Annotated in this window: 26 protein-coding genes; 4 read left to right on the top strand and 22 right to left on the bottom strand. The window is 42.5% G+C overall.

Annotated features, from left to right (window positions below; all coding sequences use genetic code 11):
• Positions 1-161: 161 nt before the first annotated feature.
• From MKZ16_RS25240 to MKZ16_RS25340, 21 genes are all read right to left on the bottom strand, one after another.
• Positions 162-1,853 carry a hypothetical protein gene (locus tag MKZ16_RS25240; RefSeq protein ID WP_339814877.1) on the bottom strand — a complete coding sequence of 564 codons (1,692 nt, stop codon included), beginning with the start codon at positions 1,851-1,853 and terminating at the stop codon, positions 162-164.
• A 2-nt stretch (positions 1,854-1,855) separates the two neighbouring features.
• Positions 1,856-3,169, bottom strand: a complete 1,314-nt coding sequence (locus tag MKZ16_RS25245; RefSeq protein ID WP_076105472.1) for a hypothetical protein — start codon at positions 3,167-3,169, stop codon at positions 1,856-1,858.
• A gap of 511 nt (positions 3,170-3,680) precedes the next feature.
• Positions 3,681-3,965 carry a hypothetical protein gene (locus MKZ16_RS25250; RefSeq protein WP_076105471.1) on the bottom strand — a complete coding sequence of 95 codons (285 nt, stop codon included), beginning with the start codon at positions 3,963-3,965 and terminating at the stop codon, positions 3,681-3,683.
• Between the two features lie 122 nt (positions 3,966-4,087).
• Complete coding sequence (locus MKZ16_RS25255) at positions 4,088-4,375, bottom strand: hypothetical protein (RefSeq protein ID WP_076105470.1); 288 nt, start codon at positions 4,373-4,375, stop codon at positions 4,088-4,090.
• On the bottom strand, positions 4,344-4,679 hold the full coding sequence (locus tag MKZ16_RS25260; RefSeq protein WP_076105469.1) for a hypothetical protein: 336 nt from the start codon (positions 4,677-4,679) through the stop codon (positions 4,344-4,346). Before MKZ16_RS25260 ends, MKZ16_RS25255 begins: the two co-directional genes overlap by 32 nt.
• Positions 4,680-4,692: 13 nt before the next feature.
• Positions 4,693-5,052 (bottom strand): hypothetical protein, encoded by a 360-nt coding sequence (locus MKZ16_RS25265; protein WP_076105468.1) that lies wholly within the window; start codon positions 5,050-5,052, stop codon positions 4,693-4,695.
• Complete coding sequence (locus tag MKZ16_RS25270) at positions 5,049-5,243, bottom strand: hypothetical protein (protein WP_076105467.1); 195 nt, start codon at positions 5,241-5,243, stop codon at positions 5,049-5,051. Before MKZ16_RS25270 ends, MKZ16_RS25265 begins: the two co-directional genes overlap by 4 nt.
• A complete protein-coding gene (locus MKZ16_RS25275) occupies positions 5,236-5,373 on the bottom strand; it encodes a hypothetical protein (protein ID WP_179090020.1) in 138 nt (45 codons plus the stop codon). Before MKZ16_RS25275 ends, MKZ16_RS25270 begins: the two co-directional genes overlap by 8 nt.
• A gap of 5 nt (positions 5,374-5,378) precedes the next feature.
• Positions 5,379-5,540 carry a hypothetical protein gene (locus MKZ16_RS25280; protein ID WP_179090019.1) on the bottom strand — a complete coding sequence of 54 codons (162 nt, stop codon included), beginning with the start codon at positions 5,538-5,540 and terminating at the stop codon, positions 5,379-5,381.
• Positions 5,541-5,552: 12 nt separating this feature from the next.
• On the bottom strand, positions 5,553-5,852 hold the full coding sequence (locus tag MKZ16_RS25285; protein ID WP_076105466.1) for a hypothetical protein: 300 nt from the start codon (positions 5,850-5,852) through the stop codon (positions 5,553-5,555).
• Between the two features lie 16 nt (positions 5,853-5,868).
• Positions 5,869-6,162, bottom strand: a complete 294-nt coding sequence (locus MKZ16_RS25290) for a hypothetical protein (protein ID WP_076105465.1) — start codon at positions 6,160-6,162, stop codon at positions 5,869-5,871.
• The gene (locus MKZ16_RS25295; protein WP_076105464.1) at positions 6,162-7,163 is read right to left on the bottom strand and encodes a DUF3102 domain-containing protein; all 1,002 of its coding nucleotides are present in this window, start codon (positions 7,161-7,163) and stop codon (positions 6,162-6,164) included. The genes MKZ16_RS25290 and MKZ16_RS25295 overlap by 1 nt, the downstream gene beginning before the upstream one ends.
• On the bottom strand, positions 7,160-8,695 hold the full coding sequence (locus MKZ16_RS25300; RefSeq protein WP_076105463.1) for a PcfJ domain-containing protein: 1,536 nt from the start codon (positions 8,693-8,695) through the stop codon (positions 7,160-7,162). Before MKZ16_RS25300 ends, MKZ16_RS25295 begins: the two co-directional genes overlap by 4 nt.
• Before the next feature lie 14 nt (positions 8,696-8,709).
• Positions 8,710-9,087 (bottom strand): hypothetical protein, encoded by a 378-nt coding sequence (locus MKZ16_RS25305; RefSeq protein WP_143759072.1) that lies wholly within the window; start codon positions 9,085-9,087, stop codon positions 8,710-8,712.
• 281 nt (positions 9,088-9,368) lie between these two features.
• Positions 9,369-10,535 (bottom strand): hypothetical protein, encoded by a 1,167-nt coding sequence (locus MKZ16_RS25310; RefSeq protein WP_076105461.1) that lies wholly within the window; start codon positions 10,533-10,535, stop codon positions 9,369-9,371.
• A complete protein-coding gene (locus MKZ16_RS25315) occupies positions 10,532-10,777 on the bottom strand; it encodes a hypothetical protein (protein WP_339814886.1) in 246 nt (81 codons plus the stop codon). Before MKZ16_RS25315 ends, MKZ16_RS25310 begins: the two co-directional genes overlap by 4 nt.
• Positions 10,778-11,028: 251 nt before the next feature.
• The gene (locus tag MKZ16_RS25320; RefSeq protein ID WP_076105459.1) at positions 11,029-11,433 is read right to left on the bottom strand and encodes a hypothetical protein; all 405 of its coding nucleotides are present in this window, start codon (positions 11,431-11,433) and stop codon (positions 11,029-11,031) included.
• The gene (locus MKZ16_RS25325) at positions 11,430-11,651 is read right to left on the bottom strand and encodes a hypothetical protein (protein ID WP_339814888.1); all 222 of its coding nucleotides are present in this window, start codon (positions 11,649-11,651) and stop codon (positions 11,430-11,432) included. The genes MKZ16_RS25320 and MKZ16_RS25325 overlap by 4 nt, the downstream gene beginning before the upstream one ends.
• Positions 11,608-11,892, bottom strand: coding sequence for a hypothetical protein (locus tag MKZ16_RS25330; protein ID WP_076278853.1), 285 nt, complete (start codon positions 11,890-11,892; stop codon positions 11,608-11,610). The genes MKZ16_RS25325 and MKZ16_RS25330 overlap by 44 nt, the downstream gene beginning before the upstream one ends.
• A gap of 53 nt (positions 11,893-11,945) precedes the next feature.
• Complete coding sequence (locus MKZ16_RS25335) at positions 11,946-12,134, bottom strand: helix-turn-helix domain-containing protein (protein ID WP_076105457.1); 189 nt, start codon at positions 12,132-12,134, stop codon at positions 11,946-11,948.
• On the bottom strand, positions 12,131-12,340 hold the full coding sequence (locus MKZ16_RS25340) for a helix-turn-helix transcriptional regulator (RefSeq protein ID WP_076105456.1): 210 nt from the start codon (positions 12,338-12,340) through the stop codon (positions 12,131-12,133). Before MKZ16_RS25340 ends, MKZ16_RS25335 begins: the two co-directional genes overlap by 4 nt.
• 220 nt (positions 12,341-12,560) lie before the next feature.
• Between MKZ16_RS25340 and MKZ16_RS25345 the strand changes: the two genes are divergently transcribed.
• From MKZ16_RS25345 to MKZ16_RS25355, 3 genes are all read left to right on the top strand, one after another.
• Positions 12,561-12,995, top strand: coding sequence for a helix-turn-helix transcriptional regulator (locus MKZ16_RS25345; protein WP_076105455.1), 435 nt, complete (start codon positions 12,561-12,563; stop codon positions 12,993-12,995).
• Positions 12,996-13,012: 17 nt separating this feature from the next.
• The gene (locus MKZ16_RS25350; RefSeq protein WP_076105454.1) at positions 13,013-13,423 is read left to right on the top strand and encodes an ImmA/IrrE family metallo-endopeptidase; all 411 of its coding nucleotides are present in this window, start codon (positions 13,013-13,015) and stop codon (positions 13,421-13,423) included.
• 78 nt (positions 13,424-13,501) lie between these two features.
• Positions 13,502-14,722 (top strand): tyrosine-type recombinase/integrase, encoded by a 1,221-nt coding sequence (locus tag MKZ16_RS25355; protein WP_076105453.1) that lies wholly within the window; start codon positions 13,502-13,504, stop codon positions 14,720-14,722.
• A gap of 67 nt (positions 14,723-14,789) precedes the next feature.
• Here the strand turns inward: MKZ16_RS25355 and MKZ16_RS25360 are convergent, their stop codons facing one another.
• Positions 14,790-15,209 (bottom strand): Rrf2 family transcriptional regulator, encoded by a 420-nt coding sequence (locus MKZ16_RS25360; protein ID WP_036677599.1) that lies wholly within the window; start codon positions 15,207-15,209, stop codon positions 14,790-14,792.
• A 294-nt stretch (positions 15,210-15,503) separates the two neighbouring features.
• Here MKZ16_RS25360 and mnmA point away from each other — a divergent pair, with 294 nt between their 5' ends.
• Entirely contained in the window at positions 15,504-16,625 is a 1,122-nt protein-coding gene (mnmA, locus tag MKZ16_RS25365; protein ID WP_076105478.1) for a tRNA 2-thiouridine(34) synthase MnmA, read from the top strand.
• The last annotated feature ends 52 nt before the right edge of the window (positions 16,626-16,677 follow it).

Below are 16,677 nucleotides of genomic sequence, written 5' to 3' on the forward strand. Positions count from 1 at the left end.
ACAGTGCACAGTGATTTTTTTCAATAAAAAATAGTCAAAGATCGGGCTCACACGCACCCGCACCATACCCCCAGCCCCGGAAGGACCCAATATAAATCAATAGAAAAAGACACTTAACTAAGTTATGAACCTAATTAAGTGTCTTTTTCTATTTCAACTGATTAGTGATAATATTGATTAATTGTCTTAGGTAAACAACCCAGTTTAACCAACATCTTTATATACTGATCTAAAGCTTGTAAAGTTCTAACAAATCCACCGTTATCAATATGCCCCTTTAACTTAAAATCACTATTGTCTTTAACAACAGTTTCAGCTAATAATATGTCACATGCAAACGGGAGACTAGTGATAAATGGCATCCTAGAGATTAAGTATTCAACAAATGCCAGAAGATCCTCTATATAATCTGGTTTAGGCATTGCAAATAACGATTTATCAATTTCAACCAGAGTACCAGCATAATGCGAAGCAGCTTGTCTAGAAAGAGAATATGCATGATCGAATATTTTTTGAGTTAAAACCGGATCCATTTCACCATGCGTCAATTTCTTCTCAATGAACCCTTGTCTATCTTGTGGAGTTAAGTCAAGAGTGATCTTACATATTTCCATTAGAAAAATAACTATTTGGGCAGTTGCATCGCTTAGAAGGTATTTTATTAATGACTGCTTTGCACCACTCGAATTGTTATGAAGCCTTGTTAAGGTTCTCAGATGATGTAAGTAATAATTGGTAGCACTGAATGGTTCATTAAATCTTGCTTCACCTATTAAAGTGATATATATTTCAGCAAGATACTGATCTTTCCTAAGAATATCATTCCAACTTGTTTGCTGATCAATAAAGAATTGTCTGTCCGTATATCCCAACCACTCATCATCATTAATATCCAATGCTTTCTCAAGAGTGGTTATGTAGTCATTATCAACAACCTCCACACCAGCTTCTTTTGCGAAATCCTTAATATTCCATCTCGTTGGTTTTCTAACTAGCAATGCTCTTGAAGCATTTAAGTAAGCCTTCAAACCCGCTAACCAAAATATCCTATCTAAGGGTTTGCTCTCTCCAGATTTACATTCAGAAATAACCATCGTTCTTCCAAATGAATCAAAGTACTTGATACCTAGTACATCAATGTCTGTTGCCATGTCTATAAACCCTGTGGTATAGATATTTGTTCCTCTACGAACAAAATACCCCTGCTTTAAAAACATTCTGGAGACTCTATATTCCAAAGGATCACCGATTACCATCTGAACTCTAATTGGTCTGGATGAACTATATGATGGAGATGTTTTTTTCTCCTTAAGCTGTTCTTTCAGTTGTTCCTTCGGTTGCTCCTTGGGCTGTTGCTTCGGTTGCTCCTTGGGTTGTTCCTTCGGTTGCTCCTTCAGTTGTTCCTTCGGTTGCTCCTTGGGCTGTTCCTTCGGTTGCTCCTTGGGCTGTTCCTTCAGTTGTTCCTTCGGTTGCCCCTTGGGCTGTTCCTTCAGTTGTTGCTTCGGTTGCTCCTTGGGCTGTTCCTTCAGTTGTTCCTTCGGTTGCTCCTTGGGCTGTTCCTTCAGTTGTTCCTTCGGTTGCTCCTTCAGTTGTTCCTTCGGTTGCTCCTTGGGCTGTTCTTCTGTTTTAATCTCATGTTCTACAATAGATATTTGTTCATCTGCTATATTTTCGTTTTTCGAAACTGTTTCACCCACAGAATCTTTGAACGTATTATTAACTTGTTCTTTTATACTTCGAATAACCCCCGCCTGAGATTTACCATAAGTAGCAGGTTCTTTTTGTTCATTTAGCTTTTGGAAAACACCATTTTTCACACTACCCTTTTTGGTATTATCATTTTTTTTCGCCACTGCTATCTCCCCTTACGATGTGTCCGCAATGAAAATGCTAGACTATCTCTTTCTTCGATTAGTTCCGGAGGCAAAGTTTTCTTCACTCGAAGCTGCTCATAAGAAACAAATTCACCCTGCTGTTTAAGTTTCTGTGCAACTTCCTCATCTCTAATTGGAGTAGGTAGTGGTCCATGTTCTTCCAACACTTCTTTAACAGCTTCAGCAACATCATTTTTGCGTAATTCCATAAAGTATCTACCTGCATTAAGTTTCGATTCAACAATGCTAACAATCCCACGAGCAAGGGGCATAGGGTAATCTTCACCAATTGCAGTAGCTGGACCTACTCCCCCTTTAGCTATTAAAGCACTAACTAAAACATGAGGATCATTTATTTTACCTCGATGAGAAACAGAATACAATTGACCAAATCTTAAGCAATTTAGTAGCAATTTTGCATCATCAAGGACGTCAGTCCCAAGATCACCCAATCCAAGAGCGCCCCATATATATGGTGCAGTAGTAAATTCATAATTTTCCTTACCTTTTTTTGTAATAATCGCTGAGGAATCAATCAATCCACATTTGATTAGCAAATTAACTATACTTTGATCAAACTTCGGATTAATAGGTATTCCAGGATTCCCTTTTACAAACTCTAAAATATCCATAGCTGACTCTCGATCAGCATTGTTCAAGCCCTTAATTGCAGCAAATACATCTTCAGCGTTTGATTGAAATGCATTTGGATTATATATTAGAGGACTGCCGCTTTCTATATCTCTCGTTTCCGACACAAGACCAAAAGCTAGAAGGTGAGTCAGCGTTCTATTTATAGACTCCTCTTCAAAACCACCGCTAGTAATTAAGTTAATTAAAATTTCTTTCGGAATCGGGACCTTTAGAGTTTCTTGAAGTATTATAATTGCAATTTTCGCATTAGATGTAGGGTTGAGTTCGGCAAATAATTTACCTGTTGCAGTGAGCACATCAACCTTTTCAGTATTTTTCACTCTTATTGCCGAAATAGGAACTTCTGATTTTATATCATAATCCCATTTGATTTGCACTTCATCTAATTTTTCTAAAATCTTCATTACCTCTATACATTCTCTAGGCTTCAACCCTGCGATCTTCCTATAAATCTCAAAATCGAAGGATCTTACAACGTCTAGCTTTCTGATTGGCGAAAGAAGCATAGCAGCCTTTGCAGCTAGGATTATTGTTTCATACGATCCGAATACAGGTTCATTTAAATTGAATCCACATATTGATTTATAAGTACTTACTACCCATGCACCAGTTTGTGCATAATCAACTAATAGCTTTTGCATCCTGATCCTCCATCAACATTGTTATCGTATTGGAAATACCAGGATAATAATAGCATGATTTAGATATATATGCCTATTAGAATAAATACATAGTTCTATAATACAACTCCATTAGCCTCATTAATGAAGTAAAAACATCTCATTCTATTTATCTCTTCTTATCATGTCAATAGAGTGGTTCTATACACATTATAATTTTATGTGAGTTTTCTTTATCGTTAATCTAATATTACACCCGTATTTTTAAATCGCGCCCGGGTGTAGCGCGTTGAGAGTAGTTGTTAAACTCTCGCCCCCCGCATCAAGCCGCCGCAATAGCTAATTGCTACTTATGCTATCAGCTCCACCCTTAATTACGTTGCTATCGCAACAGGTATCATCACCGCTCAGCATGATCGAGTCCTGCAGCGATAAGGGGCAGCAGGGACACCCGGGCGACGGATCGCCCTATGTCCCTTACTGTAAGCCTGTTTCTGTCTCAATTTAGTCTCAAGACAGTCTCAAAATAGTCTCAAATTTTTGTTTTTGCACTATCTTCATACAGTTTTTTATACGATTTCTTTAACTCTTCCAAGAAAACTTCTCTATTCTTGCGCGAGATTTTTAAATCAGAAAGAAGTTTTTCTTCTTCATCAATCTGTTTTTCATAATATTCCTTAGCGCCGAATTTCGTCATTCTTTCTTGATAAACATTAATTCTGCCAATTGTGGAACGCTCCATCATCAACCAGTCTATAACTGATTGTTCCAAGTCCTGTATTATCTGCATCATTTCTGCTTTACTACCAGTAATCATAATTTACACCTCCTCTCTTAGAAAGATACTATAGGATATCCCTTCAATTCAGAAGTTACAATTATTATAGATTTAAGAAACAATGATTGTAATGAACAGTGGATGCGTTTGAATTAATAAATTCAGATAACCCCAGCTAGTTTCAGGGATTCAGCGATTGTCTCAACTCCAACATCAATACGTCGGTTAATGGTGGCTTCACTGGTTGTCGCTCTAAATGTTGCTATTGTCAGCTTATGCTTGCGGGCATCCACATACCGGTGCTTTATGATTGCCTCTACTTCATCATCTAAGATCAACTCAAATGCGGCGTCGATCTCCATCACCTTATGCTTAAATCTCAAAAGTTCGTCTGTCTCTTGTTCCGTCAATACCTCTTTATTTCCGTAGATCTTGATTTTCCGAACCATTTTGGGATACTGCTTCAGTAGATCTCTTGTCTCCAGCTTTTCTGCCTCCGTAACCCGTGGGAAGAACTCCATTTGCATCACCGCCACCGCCCCCAGAAGAACACTCCCCTTCTTGCTTATATACTCCATCTAAGCCCATAGCGAACGTCCGTATGTTGGTTGAAATCCAGTGGGTCATGTTAGGTGATGTATATCTGACCCATGCATTCCCCCAGGCAATCACTTCAACCGGATCCTCCAACTTCCAATCTTTGAAAAATCGCTTACCCACCTTTAATGCTTTCTGAACTTCCTTAACCTTCAAGAAAATCACCTTCTCAATTTTTCAGTAGTTCATCAATCCTTACAAACCCGGTATCGCAGAAGACAAGGATTAACTTGAGGATTGCTCTATTCCGCCGCTTAACATATGTGTCCTTGCTTATTGGATAATCCAGCTTACAATTATATACTTGGCAATCTTTAATATAGTCATTTTTCATATACCGTTCTTCGATTAGTACACGTTCTTCTTCTGGCAATCGGTTTACTGTTTGAACAATACAACTGATAAATTCATCTTCCCTCTCCTGACCAACTACGAACTTTCTTATTCGGTATTGTTCGAACAAATGCGTTATGGTCTTTAAGGTCTTGGGTATATCCAGTTCCGATATTGTAATTTCATTAGCAATCATAAAAGCTCCTTCCGTGGCTTGAATTCATATATTGGAATTGGCTTTTTAGCATTCGCACCGGTAGGAGCTGGATACTTCACTCGGATCACCTTTAGCTCCTCCGGTGTAAGCTGAGAACATTTTATCTCTCCCTGTCCTCCAGATGCCTGCTCTACTGCCTTGTCCTTATTTGCAAAATGCCTGTTATTCATGATCCTTTACCTCTGCTGGAGTACCGCAGTTCCCACAAAATACATGCTCTGTTCCATCTACCAGATAATCTGTTATAAATTCATCGTCGAATCCACAGCGTGTACACGGCTTGTGCTTTCCTTGTCTCATACTGGCTATGCCTCCCTTGAATCATTTTGTTTCCAGAGGTATAGGACGGAGAATTGTTCAATCTCCCGCGTCCATTTACCTGCTGGCTTATCCTTCAACTTGTCGTATATGTCTCTGTAATCAATGATTTGACAGGGCTGCCTGTCTTCAGTAAAGAAAAAGAACATTAGCCGCCCTCCTTACTCTGCTAGGCGCAGAACTCGCGCCGCTTGCTTGGTGCTCAGAGGCTTAAGCCAATCCATCTGGTATGGTTGGACACTAGTTGGCCTTTTTCCAAAGCGGATCTCATACCCCCATACCCAGCCTTTAGGATCTGGTGCAATTTCTGTTATCATGACTTCCTGCCCTATTCGGTCTGGGTACATATTCGGCATGGTCACATGTCGCGGATCATTCCGGATGATCTCGCATACCACGCCTGGCCGATATTTGCCTTTAGATGCCTGTGGAGCGGATGGACCAAAGAAGAATATGAACATTACATTTCGCCCCTTGCTACATCGACGATTTATCAAATATCCGTTCAAGGGGCTTTCTAGCCCCCGGAAAGTAGTTATCCCGCTCCATGATGGAACGATCATAACGAGCAAATATACGGCTATAACTCGAGTCCTCAGCAATGGATAAGTCATACAGTGAATCAACGGTCAGAGCGTAATAATGAGCGATTTGCCCTACATGTGTTTGATAGCAATGGTATTGCCTTTGCAGCAGAATGGTTTCCCCTAACAGGTTCTCGATAGCTGAAACATCCGGATCGACGCAGATGTCAAAGAAAAAGAAGAACATTATTCAGGTTCTGGCCGTGTTACGGCAATAAGCATTTTTTGCATACGATCAAGAGTCCCTTTTAGAACATTGATGCACTTTTCCGCAGTTTCGGCATCCTTGACCTTGATACTGTTGATCACATTCAGAGCTGCGTTAAATCCGTCGCCTGCAGTCTTTACATGTACTTTAAACAAGGCAACATCCTCCACGGTGTTGGAAGCGGCTTTCTTGCGCAGCTGATCCAGTTCCTCCTGTACTTCTGGCGGTGTAGCATAGATGGTTTCGGTTGCCGTTGCCACTTCTACTGGCTTCGTCTTGATCTCTGCTTCCAGCTCCTTAATGCGCTTATGCGATTCAATCAGTTGCTCGTCCGATTTAGACAAGCTTGCCCTGAGCTGTTCGGCTGCTGCCTCTGCTTCCGCAGCTGCTCCATCATCACCGGAAGCGGAAGCGGCTTGTGCGGCGTCCAGCTGTTCCTGCAGGCGCTGTACAATGACAGAGTGGTCCTTCTGTTGGATCTCCAGCTTCTCCTTCGCTTTCCGTTCTATATCGGCTGCTTTTTCCGCCTTCTCCTTGGCCTTTTCGGCAGCTTCCCGCTCCTTTTCTGCCTGCTGCTTTTCCTTGATTGCAGCCTGTAGCTCCCGGGTAGTCATTTCAGACACATTATTTTCAATAACGAAGGTTTCCCGCTCCTCGTCAGAAACACCGAGCAAGGCGACTGCCTGTGTATACGTCAAATTCGCAAACGCTTGGGAATTTGTGTTGTCCCCAAAAAGGCTAAGCTGATCGGAACCGTATTTATCAAAAATGTTCATGAGGTTGTTGGCTGTGCTCTGCTTGTAATCAACCGAATCAGCAAGCCAATTGCCCCACTCTCCATGCGGAAGCATTGACTTAGCTTCTGTCAGCCTTCTGCCGATCTCTACACTGGCGGAAAGGAGAATGCGTTGAGCCTGATCCCGAATACTGTTGATCTCAATGGCAATGACTTCCGGTGTTCTCATGGTTACTTGACTCATACTGCTACCCCCTGTGGATTCTTTGATTTTTTCATTTTTTTAGACAGTTTCTCTTTAACAAAAGCATCAACAAATTTCCGAACTTCTGGAGAAGCTTCACAATTACCGAATCCACGGCATTGCCGCACCTTGCCGCCGCTGACTTCCATCGCAAAGTACGGAGTATTCGGCTCTGTAGCTAATCGAATCAAGAATAGGTCCGTCACCCCATCAGCGTAGTTTTTGGAATACCCGCCTATACAATTGCCTAGAAGAGCACCTTCCTCGAACAATTCCTCTGCAGATATTGCTGGCCGAAGGATAAAGTCACCTTGCTCAAAACGGAACTCGCTTAATGATTTCAATCGCTTTTTAATTTTCAGTTCGATTTTAGGATCATTTTTGAATTTGATCTTTTTAGATGTGTTCATATGAGCGACACGGAGGTTGTTCGGGAATAAATACCGCTCCACAGTGATATCTATCCGCAGCTGCTCACATTCGTTCCGGTAATCCCGCCAATCGCTGACCATTGAAGTTACAGTCTTGTAGTGTCCATTGCGAATTTGTTTAAGGATGTATTTCATTACCGCTTCTTCACTAGCTATTTTCACAAAGGAGCTGAATATGCCCTCATAGTAGCCTTCAGCGACACCAGCAAGTACAACGGCATCGCTGATAGAAAGCTTCCCTCCAGCTTTACGTGATGTCTGGTAAAACCGGAGTTGATGAGGTGTAATCTCTACACCGAGCCGCTTAACCTCTTTTAGCTCTGATTTTGATAATCGCAGAACCTTTGATAAAGAATTCCCCCGCCAGTTGATAGCTCCCCATGTATGATTTTTGTAGAGCTTCGCCCATACGAAAGAACTGAATCCAGTCTTAGTCAGATACTCCACACATGGATATCGTGCTGCGAGATCGAAAAATTCCGTCATATCCGAGGTATAATCTTGATTCTGATATCTCGTATAATGTTCCCACGTTGAATACTGGAAAGGTGTATCTGCTACCGCCTTGGTAATGTTCTCTGAGGAGATAAACCGTTGCCAGCGGGACCAACCTCCGAAATGACGGTCAAAAGCGCTGTATGTGGTCTTCTGCTGTTCCCGATAGCTGAAATATGCACTTGAACCCGCAGAAAACAAGTATTCATCTGAACAATGTATGCCCCTTTGCACATTCTTGAAGTCCTCACTATATTCCCAGTAAACATGAATTACTTGTGCGGTGATTGCCTGCGGATCTAAAACAGATTTCTCATACCAGACGAAAACTCCCTTATCATGCATGTACTTTCTGCTGATCCATGATGCCCGTACACCGCAGAGAGACTTGCAATGTGGGCAAGTAGCCCCGCTAATCTGCTTGTGTTTCAGTTTCACCTCGGGAACGTGATTCTTTTGGCAATGAGTGCAATATGCCATCTGGATGCCTCTCCGCTGGTTAAAGAACAGATATCTGCTGTCAAGCATTACAGTGTTCACAACATAATTTTCAAGCTCCTGACTGTGTTTGACAGGAAAATGTGCTTTGAACTCCTTATATTCCATATCCTGCTCCCCCTCTACAGATCGACAAACAGATCATCAACATAAATACCAAGCGTTGGCGTTGAAGTCGCCGGAGCGGGTGGCGGTACAGGAGCTGCCTGAGCCAGTGCTACTGCAGGAGCGGGAATTGTTCCAGTAAATCCGAAATACTTCAACGCAATGGCATAACCCTCTTCATCTGTCAGCATTGCCATACCATCAAATTTGTTCTTGGAAGCTTCAGTTTTCATTGCAGCTAACGCTCCCGAAATGGTCTTTCCCTCAGCCAGCACCTTCTCAGCTGCAGCAGGATTGATCTCCAACACGTTTAGCAGATGTTCTCCAACCACTTTCACATAAGGGTTCTTCGACGCTTCCATTTCCGCTCTAAGCTTATTTACCGCTTGTTCCATCCCTTTGACCTCCCATATCCACGGCTTTTCCGTGTGTAAATTGAGTTTTGCGCCACATATGCGGCATTCGCGAACCATCGTATGATCTATAATTTGCAGCTTCCCGTTTGTGGAAGCACAACAGAAGCAGAATCCGGGTATTTCCCGTAAAGGTATGAGTGCTGTAACCTGAGAACACATAGGGCATTTATCGACTGGCTTCAAAGCCTTCTTATCACGCTGGGGCTTACCTTCCCAGCCACAGATGCAGCGGTGCATTCCAGGAGCGCGTGAAAGGTAGCTCATCGGTTATTGAATGCCTCCTTTTCCTGAACTTTTGAAGCCTTCAGGTCCGCTGCCTTCTTCATCATGGCATTAAATTCCGATGTTGTAGGTGTTCCAGCTGTCCCATCATCTTGTGAAATTGGGATCACTTGCTTTTGGTTACCGTAACCTCGACCCCCACCGCCGGAACCCTTATTGGACGTGGATGTTTTACCAGAGCGCATTTCAACAAGCAACGTCGTCCATTTATCCCGAAATGTACTTGCACTTAACACATTTTTGCGCCAAAAATCATGTTTTGGCAGCCAGTCCATTACATCCATAATCAGACGCTTGTCAGATTGCTTGTCTAGCTCTACCAACTTCCGGAAATCGTCCGCCCACGTCTGCATGTTCGCTTTCGGTGCCAGATTATCCACTTCTAAAACTTTTGCCAGCTCGTCAAGCTTACTTTTGAAGTAAACCGCCATTTTCATGTACGGGCTGTCCGGTTCGTAGACGGGTTTTTGCCGACCTTTTGAACCATTTTTCCCGCTTGTAGGCATCTCGTCCGTCGCTTTCGATTCGTCGGCGGTCTGTTTGGACTTCGTTTCTGTATTTTGATTTGGCTCTTGATCTGATTTTTGATTCGGATCTGCATCACCGTTTATATTTAAATCTTTATTTATATCTAGTTCTTTATCTAAATCTAAATCTTTATCTATAGAGCGGACTTCCGATGGAACTCCTTTGGATTTCCCTGAACTGTCCGCTGGATGTCCGGTGGACGTCCCTTGGACATCCGAAAGACCTTCCTTCTTTAGTCGTTTCTTTTCCCGGGCATCTGCCTTACGGTCAGCATCCTTTTTCTTGGATTCAATAATCTGTCCACCGATTTTGTACCAGTTAGCAATCTCATGCCCCGTCTGGGTTTGAACGACATACCCAGCATCAATTAGCGCCTTAAAGAGCACATTTGGATCACCCTGGAATTTAACTGCATCTGCTATGTCTATTGCATTAAACTTGCTAATGTCTCCATCCTGTGCCCAATCCAAAACCCACCACCAAAGCATGTGCAAGGTGCCCACAGCTGATGGAGTATCAAGACCCGTCGCCCTACAAAATCGGTTCGTAATAGGGTCTCGATCAGTAGCCTGATAGCTTTTAATCCATAATCTTGATGCCTCTACTGACTCTTTCAATTGGTGTTCACCGCCTCCTGCACGGACCATACATGGACAGACAACGGACGTCCGCGCGTTGTCCCGTTGTTATCCGATGGATGTCCGTAGGACGTCCGCCGGACACAATGCATGCCCTTATTTCCAATATTGCTGACCTTCTCCAGCCGTGTAGTAAAGGTAAAGCTCTGCCTGCTTCCGTGCCTTCCAGTCTCGCCCTTCAATGGTTTCATCTGCCCAATGATGGCAACTGCCGTTATCATTACGGGGACCACACAAGATAACCACGTTCCAGGGAGCCCGGCCTGTGCCGTATTGGGAAGCATTGAGCATGTGGCACCTTTCAAACCGAAATCTCGGTACGCTGCAGCCGCAATGCTCACAAACCGTATATCCTTCCTCGCTGGACCGTCGGTAGATCTCTTTATCAACTTTGGCAGTAATTGTTGTCTCTTGGCTCTGCTTACGTTTACCGCGCTTATGATCCGGTTTGGGGACCGGGCGAAAATCAAAGCTACCCATTTGCCATACCTCCCGTTTGCATATCAATTCGGACACGCATTCTAAGTTCGTAGATTTTTTCCTTTACGGATTCCCTTTCATTACGCCAGAACATTTTCTGTTCGTAGGCCTCAGCCTCAAGATTACGAAGCTCCATTGTGGCCAGTTCAGCCGTCAAGATTTTATCGCCCTTTTTTGCCTGCGATTTGGCCAGTGTAAATGTGTTCTGCCGTAGGGTATAAATTTTTTCGTAGTCCCCGTCCATCTGTGCAGAAATCCGCCCCATAAGGTCATAAGAAGCCGTTAAGAGACGGACAATCTCAACCATTGCACCTGGTGCATCTTCATCGTATGCCTTCGCCTGATCCCGCAGTTTGTTGCTTTGTTCGATGTGCCAGTCTAATTTTTCATCCTTCATAGCTTCCTCGCTTTCCCAAACTTTGGACGCTGTGGAGTATCTTTATGAATAGATCTACGGTCCACCTTGGCCAGTGCGGCTTTTGCTTTGTCGATCTTAAAATTTATCGCCGTAGATGGTTTACTGTGATTCAAAAGATAAGCTGATTGATCGAGATAAAGATCGCGAAGCTTCTTACGAAGTTCCGTCCGCTCCACAGATTGCACTCTCTTTGCCATTGCCAACACCTCCCGGCAGTGGTATTCTTGTCTTAATTGTTATTTTCCAACTAAGTGACGGCTGTCCGGCTCCTACCCCGGACGGCCGTTTTTCGTATACCTGGTTTAGTAACTCACGATAGTTCCGATATCCTTTGTTGGCATTTTCAACTGCTTGGGTTAACCCTTCAGCTTCTGCCTGATCGCGAATTGTCAGGTACATAGCGCATACATTGCGAAGCATGTTTACTGTAAGTTTCAAAGTGATACCTCCCTGTGAATAGATTGTGTATAAGATGTTTAGATGGATAAAAGTTAGTTCGAAATGAGCTCAGCCTCATACTGTACAAGCCATTCTCGTTTGATTTTCCAGTGATTTCCTTGTTTGTAGGCTCTCAGTTTTCCTGATTTAATGCGATTGATTACGGTGTATTTGCTTACGTTCAAGTAAGCAGCAGCGTCGAGTACGTCTATCGTAGGTCTTAAATTCTCATTCGCGCTCATTTACTCACCGCCGTTTCATCTACTTGGAGAAAAAAGTCAACAGTTACACCAAAATAATCTGCTAAGATTTTCAGCTTATCTGTTTTTGGTTTGTAGTTACCTTGCTTCCAATTTGTTAAAGTAGCTGTAGAAACTCCTGTATCTTTAGCAACCTGATATGGTGTTTTTCCAGATTCCTTTAACAACTCAAGAAATTTTTTATACACAATTTATATCTCCTTCCAAATAAAAGTATTGACCAATAGCTAAGATTTCTTATATAATCAAAGTACCACCTAAGTTAAATAAGTTTCCTAAGCTATCGCCATTTTTAGCTCAGTTATCTAAGCTATGTTTGTATATTAGCATAGTTTTCTGAGTTAGTCAACGAAATATAGCTTTGTTTTCTAACTTATTTTTTTGTGAGATAAAGTGCGGAGGGAAACTATGTACGAAAAATTTGAGGATCTTTTAAATCAACATGGCACAACAGCATATCGAGTAGCCAAAGATACAGGGATCACTACATCGACGCTCACTAGTTGGAAACAAGGAAAATACACACCTAAACGTGAAAAGCTTCAAAAGATTGCCGATTATTTCGGTGTAACCGTTAATTACCTGATGGGAGTTTCAGAGGAAAGTAAAGAGACTCAAGAGGATAAACCTTATTATGCATTATCAGAAAAAGACGAGCGTGACATCGCCAAGGAATTGGAAAAGATGATGAACGATCTCAACAGCAATGCCTCTTTTGCCTTTATGGGAGAACCTATGGATGACGAGGATCGTGAATTATTAAGAATCTCACTCGAAAACACGCTAAGGATGTCGAAGGAGATGGCAAAGAAAAAGTTCACTCCAAAGAAATTCAGAGAATAAGTTCTGGGAGAACAGACATGGGAAAACACTTAATTAGAAAACTCATTCAAACCCATGGAACCAATAACCCATCAAGAATTGCATCTGAGAGAAGTATCGCGGTTCTATACGAAGAACTTGGAAAAGAAACATGGGGATATTACACTTGCATTTGTAGAATACCTGTTATTCATGTTAATTCACATCTTCAGGGGTTCATTCAACCTTTCGCAGTCGCACATGAATTAGGTCACCATTTCCTCCATCATGGCGTAAACACACCATTTCTAAGAGGAAATACTCTATTCTCAGTGGATAGGATAGAAAGAGAAGCCAATCAATTTGCCTTGCATCTATTAGTTGGAGACTTGACCCCTGAACACAATGAGACAAAATATCACTTTTTGATGCGTTGCGGAATTCCAGAACAATTTCATATTTTCTACTAACCTTCATGCTTTACAGCTGAAAGGCTGTTTACATATATCAAAAAACAGAACATATGTTCTTACGAAGGGAGAATAAGGATGATAAGGAAACAGAAAGCAAAACGAAAGTTACCGAAAAATATCCGTGAGCGCAATGGTAAGTATACTTATCGTTATTACATTCCTGCCACTGTCATTGAAGATGGGGTCGAAAAGAAAATCAGTAAGGAAACAGAATCTCCTCGATTTGACAGCTTACAGGAAGCTAAAGATTTTGGAACTTTGTTAGAAGCTCGAAAGTTACAAAAAGGCTTACCTTCTGGGTATAACATTACCGTAAGTTCTTGGGGGAGGGTATGGATAGAAGAATATATGCTTGAGAGGGAGCCAACAGGAAATACAATTAAATCTAGACAATACGGCTTGAAAATGATTAATGAGAAATTTGGTGGATTTCTTATTTCTGAAGTCACACCCAGTGCCTATCAACAATTTTTGTACGATTTAAAGAAAAGAGGGCTTAGTCGTAGCACCATCACCACTACTCATACTGCTGGAAGTTTAATGTTTGAACATGCAAAGAGAGGAGGTTTGCTTCAATTAGATCCTACAGCAGAAGCTATAATTCCCAAAGAGCGTAAGCAAGCACGAAAGCCAGGAGAAAAAAAACAAGTCCTCCCCAAATTTCTTGAGAAGGACGAGTTGAAAGCTTTTCTTCAATTGTGTCGGTTCATACTCACTATTAACTTTTGGGCCTTGTTCGTCGTATTGGCCTATACTGGATTGCGGATCAGCGAAGCCGGAGGTCTTCAGTGGGAAGACATCGACATGGATAAGCGAACAATTGATATAAACAAGCAGATTTATGGTACAAGCGTCCGTACCTACATCTTTATACCCCCAAAGAATGACCAAAGTGAAAGGGTAATAAGTTTTGGAGATACCGTGGCTAAAGCTCTTGAGTTGCTGAGAGGTTGGCAGCGCGAAGAAAGAATTTCTGCTAAGAATTTTAATCCAAATGATGATTTTGTCTTCTGGTGCTCAACTATGCCAGGATATCCAATCCAAATTACGTCCATTCCTAGAATAATGAAAGCAGTACTCGAACAAGCCGGGCTACCTACCCAACTTACGCCTCATAGTCTACGTCATACACATGTTTCCCTACTCGCATCTAATCCGCGTGTAGGATTGACTGAGATCCAAGCCCGTATTGGTCACAAAAGCAATTCCAAAGTAACCGAGTTGATCTATCTCCATGTAACAAAGCAACGACAATACGAAATTGCAGATGACTTCGAATGGGCAATGAATCAATAAAGTACGGGTAATTTGCGGGTAACAATTTTCAAAAATCCCTTTGAAATCAACGGAACTTTAGCTCCTGTTAAATATAGAACATGTAATTGTCAGCCAAACTCTCTTCTTTGTAGTTAATCAAATCATAAAGTGTTGTGGAATCCAGCACATCGGCAATGCTGTCACGAATACGCAACCATAAATCCCGTTTCGCTGCATCGTCCTCTTCCGTGAAGTCTACAGGAGAGATAGGGCCCTCCAGCACACGGATGATATCACCGGCAGTGATAGCGTTCGCCTCACGCGACAAAATGTATCCGCCATATGCTCCACGAATACTTTTTACAAGCCCTGCATTGCGCAGAGGAGCAATTAGTTGCTCCAGATAATGCTCGGAAAGACCATTTTTCTCAGCGATACTCTTAAGTGAAGTTGGTCCTTCACCAAATTTCAGTGCAAGCTCCATCATAATTGTTAGTCCGTAACGACCTTTGGTTGATATTTTCAAAGGGGCACCTCTTTCAGTTTAATGTCTGATTATTGTATACTATTGATTCGGCAAGTCATTTTGATTGTCATATCAAGGTATTCCGATAATTACTCTCAGTTTATGTTATCATATCCGAAGTCACAAATGAAATGGTAAACGAAACATTTTACGAGAATGTTCACCCCAGGTGGACATTTTGTTGTTTCCAGTCTCTTATTTCAGAGGTTTAGAGTAGACAGGTATGTTATAATACATTTTGAGCCGGGTGTTCCATGAATGACCGGTATTTTGGGTACAGAAATGGTGATTACGATGACAAAAGCAAAACAAGACACCCGTGTCGTCGTCGGCATGTCCGGAGGGGTCGATTCCTCCGTCACGGCGCTTCTGCTCAAGCAGCAGGGCTATGACGTCATCGGCATCTTCATGAAGAACTGGGACGATACCGACGAATTCGGAGTATGTACGGCCGAAAGCGATGCAGAGGATGTTCGCCGCGTATGCGAGCAGATTGATATTCCTTACTATACCGTTAATTTCGAGAAGGAATACTTTGATAAGGTATTTTCTTATTTTCTCGATGAATATAAGGCCGGCCGGACGCCAAATCCTGACGTCATGTGCAACCGCGAGATTAAGTTTGGAGAATTTTTGAACAAAGCTCTTCAGCTTGGTGCCGATTATGTCGCAACTGGACATTACGCACGTGTTATAGAAGAAGATGGTGTGTACAAGCTGCTCCGCGGCGTAGACAACAATAAGGATCAAACCTATTTCCTGAATGCACTGGGGCAACATCAACTCTCTAAAACAATGTTCCCTATTGGACATCTGCCGAAACCTGAAGTGCGGAGAATTGCTGAAGAAGCAGGACTTTACACTGCCAAGAAAAAAGATAGCACAGGCGTCTGCTTTATCGGCGAGCGCAACTTCCGCGAATTCCTCAGTCAATATCTCCCGGCACAAGCTGGCGATATGGTTGACATAGTAACTGGAGAGATCAAAGGCCGCCACGACGGACTTATGTATTACACGTTAGGCCAACGCCAAGGCCTTGGTATTGGTGGCTCTGGCAACGGCGAACCGTGGTTTGTAGCTGAGAAAGACCTTAGCCGCAACATTCTTTATGTAGTACAAGGAGACAAGCACCATAGCCTGTACTCTACTAGCCTGATTGCTTCCGGTGTTAACTGGATTGACGGTCAAGAGCTTGGGCAAGAGCCGCTGAAATGCACCGCCAAGTTCCGGTATCGCCAGCCAGATCAAGGCGTGACCCTTACAGCGCGTGAAGATGGAACAATAAATGTAGCCTTTGATGTTCCACAAAAAGCTATCACACCTGGTCAAGCCGTTGTCTTCTATCTCGGCGAGCAATGTCTCGGCGGCGGAACGATAGAATACGCGGAGAAGGTTGTTCCTTCAGCACAAGTGTGAATGTAAGCCAAGCTTCTATAAAAGCCTATCTACAAGTAATCGTAGTAACTCA

This window comes from Paenibacillus sp. FSL R5-0928, assembly GCF_037970385.1.
GTDB lineage: Bacteria > Bacillota > Bacilli > Paenibacillales > Paenibacillaceae > Paenibacillus_AQ > Paenibacillus_AQ odorifer.